We start from the raw sequence: 14,264 nt of genomic DNA, 5'->3' as shown, positions 1-14,264 counted from the left end.
CGGCAACCCGGAATGATTGAATCAGCGCAGATGCCGGCCAGCGGCCGGCACCTACCGTTGCATAGCGGGCAGCGCGAACAGCCGCCGCGCGTTCTCCGTCGTGGCCTGGGCCACCGCGTCCAGCTCCATCCCGCGTAGCGCCGCCACGTGGCGGGCGATGATCGCCAGCCGGGCCGGTTCGTTGCGCTGGCCGCGGATGCCGGCGTCAGGCTGGTCCGGGGCGTCGGTCTCCAGCAGCAGCTGTTCCAGCGGCATCTCGCGCGCCAGCCGCTGCAGGCGTTGCGCGCGTTCGTAGGTCAACGGGCCGCCGAGCCCGAGCAGGAAGCCCTGCCTGTGCAGTTGCGCTGCCTGTTCCGGACTGCCGGAAAAGCTGTGCACCACGCCGCGCAGGCCGCCGACGCGACGGATCGCGGCGATCACCGCATCCACCGCGCGCCGTGCATGCACGATCACCGGCAGCTCGAACTCACGGGCCAGCTCCAGCTGACCGATGAAATATGCCTGTTGCGCCTCGGCATCCAGGCCTTCAACGAAAAAGTCCAGACCACATTCGCCGATCGCGCAGGGGCGTTCGCGTTCGATCCACTCGCGCAGCAGCGGCAGGTGCCCAGGCTGGTGCTCGGCCAGGAACATCGGATGCAGGCCGTAGGCTGGGTACAGCCCCGGCGCCTGCTGGCAGACCCCGCGCAGCTTCGGCCAGCTGGCTGCGGTCACCGCCGGCACCACCTGCTGGTGCACGCCAGCGGCCTGCGCACGCTCGACCACCGCGGCGCGGTCGCGGTCGAACTCGCTGGCGTCCAGATGGCAGTGGCTGTCGACCAGCAGGCTCAATGCTGCTCCAGCGGCGGAGGCGTGGTGGTGTTGCGGCGCTTCCAATTGGCCAGCAGTAGGGTGCCGAAGCCGAGCACCAGCTCATCGACGAACGGAATCGGGTCCGGGATGAACAGGGTCAGCGCGAACAGGCCCGCGGTGAGCTTGAACAGGGTGGGGTAGCGCAGCCGGCGCGCCCATTGCAGTACCGGCAGCAGCATCGGGTTGGCCATGGCGGGGGTCCTCCTGGGGAATATGCAAACGCTACCACGGGCCCAGCATTTCCCGATGCTGAATGGGTTACGGGAATGAGCAGGAAATGTGGAGATTCCGTTCAGGCAGCGCATGCTGCAATCTGGTTCGAGAACGTTGCGGATGGTCCGCAAGGAGCAGGTCATGAAAAGCACAACTACAACTGTCCTGGTCGCAGCGGGCGCGCTGCTGGTCGGTGGCATCGCCACTGCCGCCTTCATGAAGAGTGGCGACAAATCGCCCGATTCCATCAGCGCCGGAACCCCCAATGGTGAATCGCGCCTGGTCGACGGCAACGCCGCTGACGATGGCACGCGTGCTGACACGCTCGACCCGACCGCGCCGCGCGGCCTGGAATACGCCGACGTGCTGAAGGTCGACCCGATCACCGAGAAGCAGAAGGCCTACGCCACCGTGATCGGCACCGACGCGGTGCGTGAGACCTCCACCACCCAGACCCCGCATGAAGTCTGCCAGGACGTGACGGTGCAGGAGCGCCTGCCGGAACGTGACGGCAACGTCGGCGGTACCGTGGTCGGTGCTGTGGTGGGTGGCCTGCTGGGCAACCAGGTCGGCGGCGGCAATGGCAAGAAGGCCGCCACTGCGGCCGGCGCGGTGGCCGGTGGCTTCATCGGCAACCAGATCGACAAGCGCCATGTGGGTGGCCGTGTGGTCAACCGAACCGAGCGCCAGTGCCACACCGAGACCGCAACCTCCGAGTCGAGCCGCGTCACCGGCTACAACGTGACCTACCGCAACGAGGACGGCACCACCGGCACCATGCGCATGGCCAGCAAGCCGGGCAACCGCATCGCCATGGGCACCAACGACGTGGTGAAGGGGTACAACGTGACCTACCGCTATGACGGCGCCGAGAAGACGGTGCGCATGGACAACAAGCCGGCCAGCGATCGCCTGCCGGTGGTCGATGGCCAGCTGGTCACGCAGACCGCTGCTGCCGGTGCCACGGCGGCCAGCACGCGCCAGTAATCCAGACGCAGCATGCAGTACCTGACGGGCCGGCTTATGCCGGCCCGTTTCGTTGCAGCCGGCGAAATTCATCCGCGCGGGGCGTGAATCCACCATCATGGACGCTTCCTTCGACATGGAGCCGGCATGAGCATCTTCGACCTGCGCATCGAAACCGAACGGCTGATCCTGCGGCCGCTGCTGCGCGAGGACTACGAGCCGTATCTGGCGTTCTGCGCCGACGAGGAAACGATGCGCACCCTTGGTGGCGTGCAGCCGCCGTCGGTGGCCTGGCGTGGCTTCTGCAGCCTGGCTGGCGCCTGGCAGCTGTTTGGCTTCTCGATGTTCAGCGTGATCGAGAAATCCAGCGGTGACTGGATCGGGCGGATGGGGCCCTGGCAACCGCAGGACTGGCCCGGTACCGAGGTCGGCTGGGGCATCCGTCATGCCAGCTGGGGCCGGGGCTATGCGCCGGAAGCGGCGGTCGCAGCAATCGATTGGGCGTTCGACACGCTGGGTTGGGACGAAGTGATCCATACCATTGCCGAGAACAATGACAACTCGCGGGCCGTGGCGCGCAAGCTCGGCAGCACGCTGCTGCGGATGGGGGAGTTGCCAGCGCCGTACAACGACAAGCCGATGCAGATCTGGGGCCAGTCGCGCGAGCAGTGGCGGCAGCGCGCGCGCTGAGCCTTGCCCGGTAGTGCCGGCCGCTGGCCGGCAACCGCGTTGCGGCAGATTCGCGCGATTGCCGGCCAGCGGTCGGCACTACCGTGTTGCCATGCTGCACCCGCGCTTGGCATTCATCGGCACGCTTGCCAGACTGCACGCAGCTGGCCGCCGGCCGGATCCGATGGAGCAGGCGATGGTGGAAGAGCGCGTCCCGTTGACGGTGCATGGCATGTCGGTCTCGGGCAATTGCCACAAGGTGCGCCTGCTGCTGGAGCAGCTCGGCAGCCGCTACCGCTGGGTGGAGGTGGACAGCGCCCATGGCCAGACCCACACCCCCGAATTCCTGGCGTTGAATCCGAATGCCAAGGTGCCGCTGATCGTCCGCGACGATGGCCGCGTGCTGACCGAATCCAACGCGATCCTGTTCTGGCTGGCCGAGGGCACGCCGTACCTGCCCACCGATGGCTGGGGGCGCGCGCAGGCGTTGAGCTGGATGTTCTTCGAGCAGTACACGCACGAGCCGTGCGTGGCGGTGGCGCGCTTCATCCGTGGCTGGACCCCCGCTGATTCACCGCGCCGCGCCGAACTGCCGCGCCTGCACGAGCGCGCCGCCACCGCGCTGGCAGTAATGGAGCAACATCTGCGCGAAGCGCAGTGGTTCACCGGCAACGGATATGGCATCGCCGATATCGCGCTGTTTGCCTATACCGACGTGGCTGGAGAGGGCGGTATCAGCCTGCAGCCATTCCCGGAAGTGCGTGGCTGGCTGCAGCGCGTGCGTGAACAACCGCGCTTCCTGCCGATGCCGGCCGTGACTGCCGAAGTGCGCTCGCGATTCGAGGCTGCGTGAGTCTCACCAGGGTGACTCCCACAGGGTAGCGCCTGGCCAACGCCGGGCGGAATGCAACAACGACACGGAGGGTGTTCGATGTTCGCTGTGGTTCCAGATCCGATTCCCGCACGCATGCGCGTGCTCAACCGCGCCGAAGTGTGCGACGTCAACTTTCTCGATGCGGTGCGTGGTTGGCGTGGAACCCCGCGTCCGCGCCCGGCGCCGGATGCGCCGATCCTGCCGGGCAGCACGCTCACTGCCGCCGCGTTTGGCGAACTGTTCGATTCGCAGCTGGCCAGCCGCCAGCTGGACCTGATGGCACGCGTGCTGCGCGTTCAGAACAAGGTCTTCTACACCATCGGTTCCTCCGGCCACGAGGGCAACGCGCTGCTGGCGCGGGCCTGCCGGCATACCGATCCAGCCTTCCTGCACTATCGCTCCGGTGCCTTCATGGCCGAGCGTTCGCGCCAGGTGCCGGGCATCGATCCGCTACGCGATGCCGCGCTGTCTTTCGCCGCCAGCGCCGATGACCCGGCCAGCGGGGGCCGCCACAAGGTGTGGGGCAGCAAACCGTTGTGGGTGCTGCCGCAGACCTCGACCATCGCGTCGCACCTGCCGAAAGCGCTGGGCACCGCGCTGGCCATCGAGAGCGGCAAGCGTCTGGGGCAGCCGTTGCCAATCCCGGCCGACAGCATCGTGCTGTGCTCGTTCGGCGACGCCTCGGCCAACCATGCCACCGCGCAGACCGCGTTCAACACCGCGATGTGGTCGGCCTACCAGAAGCTGCCGGCGCCGATCCTGTTCGTCTGCGAGGACAACGGGCTGGGCATTTCAGTGAAGACGCCGGAAGGCTGGATTGCCGAGCGCTTCAGCCGCCAGCCGGGGCTCGACTATTTCTTCGCTGATGGTCTCGACCTGGCCACCGGGCACGCCCAGGTGCAGGCGGCGGTGGAGCACTGCCGGCGCACGCGGCGGCCCACCTTCCTGCATCTGCGCACCACCCGCCTGATGGGCCACGCCGGCACCGACTTTGAAGTGGAATGGCGCGCGCTGCCGGAGCTGTGCGCGGCCGAGGCGCAGGATCCGCTGCTGCGCTCGGCGCAGATCGCGATGGAGTCGGGCTGGATGGATGCGGCCGCCATCGAGGTCGCCTACGAAACGATGCGCGCGCGCTGCATGGCCGCGGCGGCGGATGCCGAGGGCCGCCCGACGCTGCAGTCGCTGCAGGAGGTGATGGCGCCGCTGGCGCCGTACACGCCGGCGGCGGTGCAGGCCGAGGCGCGGCGCGAGGTGCCCGCCGATGCGCGCGAAGCGCTGTATGGCGGTGCGGAGACCCTGCCTGAGCGGCAGGCACCTCGGCACCTCGCCATCCAGATCAACCATGGGCTGCAGGAACTGCTGGCGAAGTATCCGCAGAGCCTGCTGTTCGGCGAGGACGTCGCGCAGAAGGGCGGTGTCTATACCGTCACCAAGGATCTGCTGCGCCGCTTCGGCCCACGCCGGGTGTTCAACACCCTGCTGGACGAGACCATGATCCTGGGCATGGCGCAGGGCCTGGCCAACATGGGCATGCTGCCGATTCCGGAGATCCAGTACCTGGCCTACCTGCACAACGCCATCGACCAGGTGCGCGGCGAAGCGTGCTCGCTGCAGTTCTTCTCCAATGACCAATACCGCAACCCGATGCTGGTGCGGGTGGCCGGGCTGGGCTACCAGAAAGGCTTCGGTGGCCACTTCCACAACGACAATTCGATCACCGCGCTGCGCGACATTCCCGGCCTGGTGGTCGGTTGCCCGTCGCGCGGCGACGATGCGGTGATGATGCTGCGCACGTTGGCCGCGCTGGCGCGGGTGGACGGGCGGGTGGCGGTGTTCCTGGAGCCGATCGCGCTGTACATGAGCAAGGACCTGCATGCGCCGGGCGATGGCCAGTGGCTGTTCGACTACCCCGCCCAGGGCCAGGCGCTGGTACCGGGCGAGGGCCGGGTCTATGCGCCGGAGGCGGGCGACCTGGTGGTCTACACCTATGGCAACGGCGTGCCGATGGCGCTGCGCGCGGCGCGGGCGATCGAGCAGCAGTTGGGCTGGCAGGTGCGGGTGGTCGACCTGCGCTGGCTGGTGCCGCTGGATGCCGGTTTCATCGCCGCGCAAGCCGCCAGCGCCCGGCGCGTGCTGGTTCTGGATGAGGGCCGCCACAGTGGCGGGGTGGGCGAGGGCGTGGTCACCGCCCTGGTCGAGGCCGGTTTCGGCCACCTGCCATTGCGCCGGGTCTGCGGTGCCGATACCTATACGCCGCTGGCGGGGGCAGCAATGTTCGGGCTTCCAAGCGACAATGCGGTGATTGGCGCCGCCCTTGAACTGGCGCAGGAACCTTGATGCATGTGTGGATTGGCGGGAATGTTGTTGCCGGCGCCGGTGGCGTCGGCCGAGGTGCTGCAGGCGCAGGTCCTGGCCATGGGCGAGGCGCTGCACCATCGCGGGCCGGATGATGGCGGCAGCTGGGTCGATGCCGGGGCCGGCATCGCGCTGGCGCACCGTCGGCTGAGCATTCTCGATCTGTCGCCGCTGGGCCACCAGCCGATGGCCTCGTCCGATGGTCGCTACGTGATGGCTTACAACGGCGAGGTCTACAACTTCGCCACCCTGCGTGCCGAACTGGAGCCGCTGGGACACGCCTTCCGTGGGCACTCCGACACCGAAGTGCTGCTGGCAGCGATCCTGCAGTGGGGTATGGAAGACACCCTGCAGCGCTGCAACGGCATGTTCGCCATTGCGCTGTGGGACCGCCAGGAGCAGTGCCTGTGGCTGGCCCGCGACCGTGTCGGCAAGAAGCCGCTGTACTACGGCTGGGCCGGCGACACGCTGGTGTTCGGTTCGGAACTGAAGGCGCTGTGGCAGCACCCGGCCTTCGACAACGACATCGACCGTGACGCACTGACCCTGCTGCTGCGGCTGGATTACATTCCGGCGCCGCACAGCATCCACCAGCGCTGCTACAAATTGATGCCGGGCCGCGTGCTGCGCCTGGATGCGGCCGCTGTCGCTGCAGGGGCCGCCGCACATCGCCCGGAACAGGCGCAGCGCCCGTACTGGGATGCGCGTGCGCGCATGCAGGCGGCGCTGGCTGCGCCGTTCCAGGGCCGCATCGAGGAAGCCGAGGAGCAGCTGGACGGGCTGCTGCGTGACGCGGTGGCGCTGCGCATGGTGGCCGACGTGCCGGTGGGCGTGTTCCTGTCCGGCGGCACCGATTCGTCGCTGGTGGCCGCGCTGATGCAGGCACAAAGTGGCCAGCCGGTGCACAGCTTCAGCATCGGGTTCACCGGTTCGGGCCACGACGAGGCGCCGCTGGCCAAGGAACTGGCCGCGCATCTGGGCTGCGACCACACTGAACTCTACGTCAGCGGTGCCGATGCGTTGGCGGTGGTGCCGCAGTTGCCGGCGATGTTCGACGAACCCTTCGCCGATGCCTCGCAGGTGCCGACCGCGCTGGTCGCCCGCCTGGCGCGGCAGGGCGTGACCGTGGCGCTGTCCGGCGATGGTGGCGACGAGCTGTTCTTCGGCTATACCCGCTATGTACGCGCGCTGCGCAACTGGCAGATGCTGGGCCGTGTGCCGGGGCCGCTGCGGCGCTGGATGGGCGCGCGCTCCCAGCAGCAGGGCGAGGCCTCGCGTACCGGCGGCCTGGCCGCGCTGTTGGCAGAATCCGGCGCGCGTGGCATCGGTGACGTGTACCGCAACCGCATCTCGCGCTGGCGCGACCCGGCGGCGGCAGTGCCCGGAGCGCAGGCCGCGGGCAGCTTCTACGACCTGGCCGACCCTTTGCACGGTGCCGGCACACCGGCCGATGCGATGATGCTGGCCGATTACGTGACCTACCTGCCGGATGACCTGCTGTGCAAGGTCGACCGCACCTCGATGGCGGTCAGCCTGGAAGCCCGCGCACCGCTGTTGGATTCTCGCGTGGCCGAGTTCGCCTGGTCGCTGCCGCTGGGCTTCAAGCGCAGTGAAACTACCAGCAAGGTGCTGCTCAAGCGCGTGCTGGGCCGCTATGTACCGCAGTCGATGGTGCACCGGCCCAAGCGTGGTTTCGGCGCGCCGGTCAGTGACTGGCTGAAGGGCGACCTGCGGCCGTGGGCCGAAGATCTGCTGCAGCCCGCGCGGCTGGAGCAGGAGGGCGTGCTGTCGGCGGCCGCGGTACAGCCGCTGTGGCAGCAGTTCCTCGGCGGCCAGCGCAAGTGGCATACCCATCTGTGGAACGTGCTGATGTTCCAGGCCTGGCAGGCGCATTGGCGGCAGGTGCGCGCGGGCGTGACCGGCGGCTGATCTTCACCGGCCTGCAAGGGCCCGGCGACTAGGCTGGGCCTCCCGCACCGTGAGGAGTATGTCCCGATGTCCGTCCCCACCATCGCCGTGTTCGTCGGCAGCCTGCGCAAGGATTCCTGCAACCGCAAACTGGCCCATGCGCTGGAGAAGATTGCCGGCGACCGTGCGCGCTTCCAGTACGTGCAGATCGGTGATCTGCCGCTGTACGACCAGGACTTCGATGGCCACTATCCGGCGCAGGGTACCCGGCTGAAGGACCAGGTCCGTGCCGCCGATGCGGTGCTGTTCGTGACCCCGGAATACAACCGGTCGGTGCCGGGCGTGCTGAAGAACGCCATCGATATCGGCTCGCGCCCCTACGGTGACAGCGCGTTTGCCGGCAAACCGGCGGCGGTGATCGGCGCCTCCATCGGCCAGATCGGCACCGCCGTGGCCCAGCAGCACCTGCGCAACAGCCTGGCCTTCCTGGACATGCACGTGCTCGGCCAGCCCGAGGCGTTCATTCATTTCAAGGACGGCCTGATCGATGCCGATGGCACGGTCCACAATGAAGGCACGCAGAAATTCCTGCAGGGCTACGTGGACCGGTTCCTGGCGCTGATCGCGGTTCACGTCAAGGGCGATTGACGCCAGCGGTTGCCAGCCCCATCTGCGATAATGTCCGCTCGGGTGCCGCAATGGCGCCCGTCGCAGGCAGTGCGACGCCCCCACGCCAGTCTGGCCAGGCACCGGCGGATATCCCCCGTTTCTCCACGGCTTATCCACAGGCTTGTCCATGGCCGCCGGGGTCGGCGCATGCCTACACTCGTCCGGCCCACTTTCGCAGGAAACACCGCAGCATGTCCGCTCGCCCCGGCTTCCGTTCCAACCGCAGAGAGCGCGGTGATGGCTTCGATCGCGATCGCGATCGCGACGAGTCGCGCATCGACCAGTTGCGGGTACCGCCCCATTCGGTGGAAGCCGAGCAGGCGGTGCTGGGTGGCCTGATGCTGGCCCCTGAGGCCTATGACCGGGTCAATGACCAGCTGACCGAAGGCGATTTCTACCGCCGCGACCACCAGATGATCTATCGCGCGATCCGTGAGCTGTCCGAGCGCGAGCGGCCGTTCGATGCGGTGACCCTGGGCGAGTGGTTCGAATCGCAGGGCAAGATGGAACTGGTGGGCGATGGTGCCTATCTGATCGAACTGGCCAGTACCACCCCGTCGGCGGCCAACATCGTGGCCTACGCCGAGATCGTGCGTGACAAGGCGGTGCTGCGGCAGCTGATCCAGGTGGGTACCGACATCGTCAACGACGGTTTCCAGCCCGAGGGACGCGAGAGCAGCGAGCTGCTGGCCTCGGCGGAAAAGAGCGTGTTCGCCATCGCCGAACAGGGCGCACGCGGCCGTACCGATTTCGTGGCGATGCCCGGTGCATTGAAGGATGCCTTCGAAGAGCTGCGCAGCCGCTTCGAGAACGGCGGCAACATCACCGGCCTGCCGACCGGCTACAACGATTTCGATGCGATGACCTCCGGCCTGCAGCCGACCGACCTGATCATCCTTGCCGCGCGCCCGGCCATGGGCAAGACCACCTTCGCACTGAACATCGCCGAGTACGCGGCGATCAAGTCGAAGAAGGGCGTGGCGGTGTTCTCGATGGAAATGTCGGCATCGCAGCTGGCGATGCGCCTGATTTCCTCCAACGGCCGCATCAACGCGCAGCGCCTGCGTACCGGCCAGCTGGAAGACGAGGACTGGAGCCGCGTCACCAGCGCGATCAAGATGCTGAAGGAAACCAAGATCTTCATCGACGACACGCCTGGCGTGTCGCCGGAAGTGCTGCGTTCCAAGTGCCGCCGCCTCAAGCGCGAACATGACCTGGGCCTGGTGGTGATCGACTACCTGCAGCTGATGAGCGTGCCGGGCAACAGCGAAAACCGCGCGACCGAAATCTCGGAGATCTCGCGTTCGCTGAAGGGCCTGGCCAAGGAACTGCACGTGCCGGTGATCGCGTTGTCGCAGCTCAACCGCTCGCTGGAAACGCGTACCGACAAGCGCCCGGTGATGGCCGATCTTCGCGAATCGGGCGCAATCGAGCAGGATGCGGACATGATCGTCTTCATCTACCGCGATGATTACTACAACAAGGAAAATTCGCCGGACAAGGGCCTGGCCGAGATCATCATCGGCAAGCACCGTGGCGGCCCGACCGGGTCGTGCAAGCTGAAGTTCTTCGGCGAGTACACCCGCTTCGACAACCTGGCCCACGACTCGGTCGGTTCATTCGAATAGCCGTAGTGCCGGCCGCTGGCCGGCAACCACCCCATGGCCGGCAAACCATTCGAAACGCCGAACGTCCGTATGTGGCGTGTAAATGACATGTAACGCGACGCTTCTACGATTCCGCCGCTGCTGCCCTTCGACGCCGCCCTTCGGCGTCCAGCGTGCCCAAGGAATCCGCCCCCATGCCGTCCCACGCTCCGCTTCGCCGCAATCTGCTGGCCCTGTTGGTCTGTGCTTCGCTGCCGTCGCTGGCTGCCGCTGAAACCGCCCCCGCCACCGACGCACAGTCGGCCACCACCCTCGATTCGGTCTCGGTGATCGGCCGCGGTGAAGCGCGCCAGGTGCAGCGCGTGACCGCCGAGGACATGAAGGTGCTGCCGCCGGGTGCCAATCCGCTGAAGCTGCTTGCAACCAAGCCGGGCGTGCATTTCGAATCGGCCGATGCCACCGGCGCCTACGAATGGTCCACCACCATCAGCCTGCGTGGCTTCAACCAGAACCGCCTGGGCTACACCCTCGATGGCAGCCCGCTGGGCAACATGGCCTATGGCAACAGCAACGGCCTGCACATCAGCCGCGCGGTGATCAGCGAGAACCTGGGCGGTGCGGAGGTCTCCACCGGCATCGGCGCACTGGGTACGCCGTCCACCAGCAACCTCGGCGGCGTGTTCCAGTTCTACTCGATCGATCCGTCCACCGAGTATGGAGTCGTGCTGGCACAGAGCTTTGGTAGTGACAGCGCACGCCGCAGCTATGCACGCCTCGATACCGGCGAGCACCAGGGCTTTGCCGCCTACCTGTCCGGCGTGTATTCGGAAGGTGACAAGTGGAAGGGCAAGGGCTCGCAGGAGCTGAAGCAGTTCAACGGCAAGGCCACCTACAACTTCGGAACGGACAGCAGGATCACCGCGCTGTTCAACGCCTCGCGCCGCGTCGAGGCCGATTACCAGGATCTGTCGCTGGAAATGATCGATCGCCTCGGCTGGGACTGGGACAACTACGCGCCGGACTGGGATCGCGCCGTCGCCGCCGCACGCGGCAAGTTCAGCGGCGGCGTCAACAGCCCGTGGGATGCGTACTACTCCGGCCACGGCCTGCGCAACGATGACCTGTCCAGCATTGCCGGTGATTTCGGCCTGAACGAGTCGATGCGCTTGAAGGTCAATGTCTACAACCACAGCAACCGTGGCCAGGGCCACTGGTTCAGCCCGTCCAATCCGTCCAACCCGGGCACCAGCCGCGAGATTCCGATCTCGGTCCGCACCACCGAGTACGCGATCGACCGTACCGGCGTGACCTCGGCGTTCACCTGGAACGTCGGTGGCCACGAACTGGAAGCGGGCCTCTGGTACGAGGACAACGGCCACAGCGTGCAGCGCAACTTCTACTACATCGACGGCCCGATCACCGACGACTTCTTCCTGCGCAACCCGGACCAGCGCGTGTGGCACCAGCGCTACACCACCATCACCCGCCAGTTCTACGTGCAGGACCGCTTCCGCCTGTTTGATGACCGCCTGACCATCGACATCGGCGCGAAGTCGCCGCACACCCGCACCAGCGTGCGCACGCCGCTGGGCAGCTATGCCAACAACAGCAGCCTGACCTCGAAGAAGGGCCTGCTGCCGCAGGCGGGTTTCAACTTCAAGCTCAACGAAGGCAACGAGATCTTCGGTTCGTTTGCCAAGAACGTCGCCGCCTATGCGCTGGGCGTGGGCAGCCCGTTCAACGTGCCGCAGGCCGCCTTCGATGCCAGCGCGAAGAACCTGAAGCCGGAACAGTCGCGCACCATCGAGCTGGGTTGGCGTGGCTACGGCCGCGGCTATGAAGCCTCGGTGGCGGTGTACGACGTCAAGTTCGACAACCGCCTGCTGGCCATCGCGCAGTGCGTGGGCATCCTCGGTTGCCCGGCACTGTTCTCCAACGTCGGTTCGGTGACCAGCCGCGGCGCCGAGGCGACCCTGCAGCTGAAGCCGATGCAGGACCTGACCTGGTCCAATGCGCTGTCCTGGAATGACAGCACCTACGACAACGACTACGTGAACAACGGCGTGGTGCCGACCCGCGGCAAGACGACCGTCGACACCCCGGAATGGATGTTCGCCAGCACCCTGGCGTGGACCCCGGGCCCCTGGGACCTGCGCCTGGCCGCCAACCATGTCGGCAAGCGCTACGTGACCTATACCAACGATGTGTCGGTGCCGAGCTACTGGCTGGTCAACGCCTCGGCGGCCTATGACTTCGGCAAGCTCGGCCCGGCGCAGAACCTGACCGTAGCGCTGAACCTGACCAACCTGACCGACAAGCGCTACCTGTCCTCGATCAACACCAATGGCACCTACGCCGCCGACCCGACCCGCAGCCTGGCGACCATGCAGGTCGGCGCGCCGCGCCAGGTGATGGCCACCGCTACCGTGCGCTTCTGATGCGCGGGCCTGTCGATCCGGAAAGCCGTCGTCGCCTGCTGCGCATGGCGTGGCAGGGCACGGGGGCGGCGATCGCGCTGGCGGCGATGCCGGGGCTGGCCACGGCCGGCCCACGGCCGCGGCTGGGGCGCGATCCGTTCACCCTCGGTGTCGCCGCCGGTGATCCGGATCCACAGGGGGCCGTATTGTGGACGCGGCTGGCGCCGGACCCGCTCAATGGCGGCGGCATGCCGTCGCGGGCGGTGCCGGTGCGCTGGTTCGTGGCCGAGGACCCGGGCATGCGCCGGCTGGTGCAGCGGGGGACTGCGGCCGCGGTGCCCGAGCTGGCGCATTCGGTGCACGTGGAGGTCAACGGCCTGCGCCCAGGCCGCGACTACTACTACCGTTTCGCCTGCGACGGCGATGAGGAAAGCGCGGTCGGCCACTTCCGCACCGCGCCGCCGTTGGACACGCAACTGCAGCAGCTTCGGTTGGCCCTGTGCACCTGCCAGGCCTGGAACAGCGGCTACTACCCGGTCCTGCGCGATATCGCGCAGAGCGATGTCGACCTGGTGCTGCATGCCGGGGACTACCTGTACGAATACAGCCCGCTGCAGAACGCGCGTGGTCGTGCGCTGGATGCGCAACGCTTCAGTGGCGAGACCGTCAGCCTGGAGCGCTATCGTGACCAGTACGCGCTGTACAAGCTCGATCCGGATCTGCAGGCCGCGCATGCCGCACACGCGTTCGCGGTGATCTGGGATGACCATGAAGTACAGAATGATTACTCCGGCATCCACCCGGAAAAACCCGGCGTATCAACGGAGGACTTCATCATCCGCCGCGCCGCCGCCTACCGCGCGTTCTACGAGCATCTGCCGATGCGCAGCACACCTGCGGGCAACGGCGGCCTGCGCGTGCATCGGCGCCTGCGCTACGGCGATCTGGCACAGCTGACCCTGCTTGATTGCCGCCAGTTCCGCCCGGCCAATCCCTGTGGTGTGGGCGAGTCGCCACGCTGTGATGCTGCACTGGACCCGCGGATGAGCATGCTCGGCACGGGCCAGGAGGCGTGGTTCGCGCAGTCGATGGCGGCCGCGCAGGGCACGCGCTGGAACGTGGTGGTGCAGCAGTTGCTGATGGCGCAGCTGCGGCTGGACGGTGGCACGCCACGCGAGCGCTTCTGGAATGACGCCTGGGATGGCTATCCTGCCGCACGCAAGCGGTTGCTGCAGGCGCTGCAGGCAGGCGGGCAGGGCAATGCCATCGTGCTTGGCGGCGACTGGCATTCCACCTTCGTCAACGACCTGAAGCTGGACTTCGATGCCGCCAGTGCGCCGGTCGTGGCCACCGAATTCATCGCCCCGGCGATCAGCAGTGGCGGCGACGACACGCCCTATGGCCCGTACTACGGGCCGTCGATTCCGCAGAACCCGCATATCCGCTATTTCGACGGTGACCGCCGTGGCTGGTGGAAGCTGCAGCTGAACCGGCAGACCGTGGATGCGGAACTGCGCTTCGCCGACAGTGTGCTGCGTGCGGACGCTGCGGTGCGCACCGCGGCGCGTTTCCAGGTGACCCACGGCCGCCCGGGCGCAGTCCCGGTGTGAATCCATTCGGTAGTGCCGGCCGCTGGCCGGCAACCTGATCAATCTCCGGTTTCCCCACCACCGGTTTCATCGCCCCCAGCCCGGTTTCGTCGCAAACCGTTTGCCGGCGGCCAGGGCGGGGCGC

At 67.2% G+C, this 14,264-nt stretch carries 11 protein-coding genes; 9 read left to right on the top strand and 2 right to left on the bottom strand.

Annotation, left to right across the window (positions count from 1 at the left end):
• Positions 1-51: 51 nt before the first annotated feature.
• Both ACZK13_RS13895 and ACZK13_RS13890 read right to left on the bottom strand, forming a co-directional pair.
• The gene (locus ACZK13_RS13895) at positions 52-831 is read right to left on the bottom strand and encodes a TatD family hydrolase (RefSeq protein ID WP_253143572.1); all 780 of its coding nucleotides are present in this window, start codon (positions 829-831) and stop codon (positions 52-54) included.
• Positions 828-1,043, bottom strand: coding sequence for a DUF6116 family protein (locus ACZK13_RS13890; RefSeq protein ID WP_049398753.1), 216 nt, complete (start codon positions 1,041-1,043; stop codon positions 828-830). The genes ACZK13_RS13895 and ACZK13_RS13890 overlap by 4 nt, the downstream gene beginning before the upstream one ends.
• A gap of 163 nt (positions 1,044-1,206) precedes the next feature.
• Between ACZK13_RS13890 and ACZK13_RS13885 the strand changes: the two genes are divergently transcribed.
• The 9 genes from ACZK13_RS13885 to ACZK13_RS13845 all read left to right on the top strand — a co-directional run bounded on the left by ACZK13_RS13885 (position 1,207) and on the right by ACZK13_RS13845 (position 14,140).
• Positions 1,207-2,052 (top strand): glycine zipper 2TM domain-containing protein, encoded by an 846-nt coding sequence (locus ACZK13_RS13885; RefSeq protein ID WP_317618053.1) that lies wholly within the window; start codon positions 1,207-1,209, stop codon positions 2,050-2,052.
• A 126-nt stretch (positions 2,053-2,178) separates the two neighbouring features.
• On the top strand, positions 2,179-2,721 hold the full coding sequence (locus ACZK13_RS13880; protein WP_049460564.1) for a GNAT family N-acetyltransferase: 543 nt from the start codon (positions 2,179-2,181) through the stop codon (positions 2,719-2,721).
• Between the two features lie 175 nt (positions 2,722-2,896).
• A complete protein-coding gene (locus ACZK13_RS13875) occupies positions 2,897-3,553 on the top strand; it encodes a glutathione S-transferase family protein (RefSeq protein WP_478482525.1) in 657 nt (218 codons plus the stop codon).
• A gap of 78 nt (positions 3,554-3,631) precedes the next feature.
• Positions 3,632-5,911 carry a thiamine pyrophosphate-dependent enzyme gene (locus ACZK13_RS13870; RefSeq protein WP_478444843.1) on the top strand — a complete coding sequence of 760 codons (2,280 nt, stop codon included), beginning with the start codon at positions 3,632-3,634 and terminating at the stop codon, positions 5,909-5,911.
• Between the two features lie 3 nt (positions 5,912-5,914).
• Positions 5,915-7,858: an asparagine synthase (glutamine-hydrolyzing) gene (gene asnB, locus ACZK13_RS13865; protein ID WP_478481829.1), complete on the top strand. Its 1,944-nt coding sequence runs from the start codon at positions 5,915-5,917 to the stop codon at positions 7,856-7,858.
• Between the two features lie 66 nt (positions 7,859-7,924).
• Positions 7,925-8,485, top strand: a complete 561-nt coding sequence (locus ACZK13_RS13860; protein WP_032129634.1) for an NADPH-dependent FMN reductase — start codon at positions 7,925-7,927, stop codon at positions 8,483-8,485.
• 212 nt (positions 8,486-8,697) lie between these two features.
• Positions 8,698-10,134: a replicative DNA helicase gene (locus ACZK13_RS13855; protein ID WP_032129633.1), complete on the top strand. Its 1,437-nt coding sequence runs from the start codon at positions 8,698-8,700 to the stop codon at positions 10,132-10,134.
• Between the two features lie 173 nt (positions 10,135-10,307).
• On the top strand, positions 10,308-12,551 hold the full coding sequence (locus ACZK13_RS13850) for a TonB-dependent receptor family protein (protein ID WP_478481827.1): 2,244 nt from the start codon (positions 10,308-10,310) through the stop codon (positions 12,549-12,551).
• Positions 12,551-14,140 (top strand): alkaline phosphatase D family protein, encoded by a 1,590-nt coding sequence (locus tag ACZK13_RS13845; RefSeq protein WP_478481826.1) that lies wholly within the window; start codon positions 12,551-12,553, stop codon positions 14,138-14,140. Before ACZK13_RS13850 ends, ACZK13_RS13845 begins: the two co-directional genes overlap by 1 nt.
• The last annotated feature ends 124 nt before the right edge of the window (positions 14,141-14,264 follow it).

The organism is Stenotrophomonas sp. 99219_Sma (assembly GCF_056480785.1).
The sequence above is the reverse complement of the archived record's forward strand: the minus strand, read 5'-3'. Positions and strand labels throughout refer to the sequence as shown.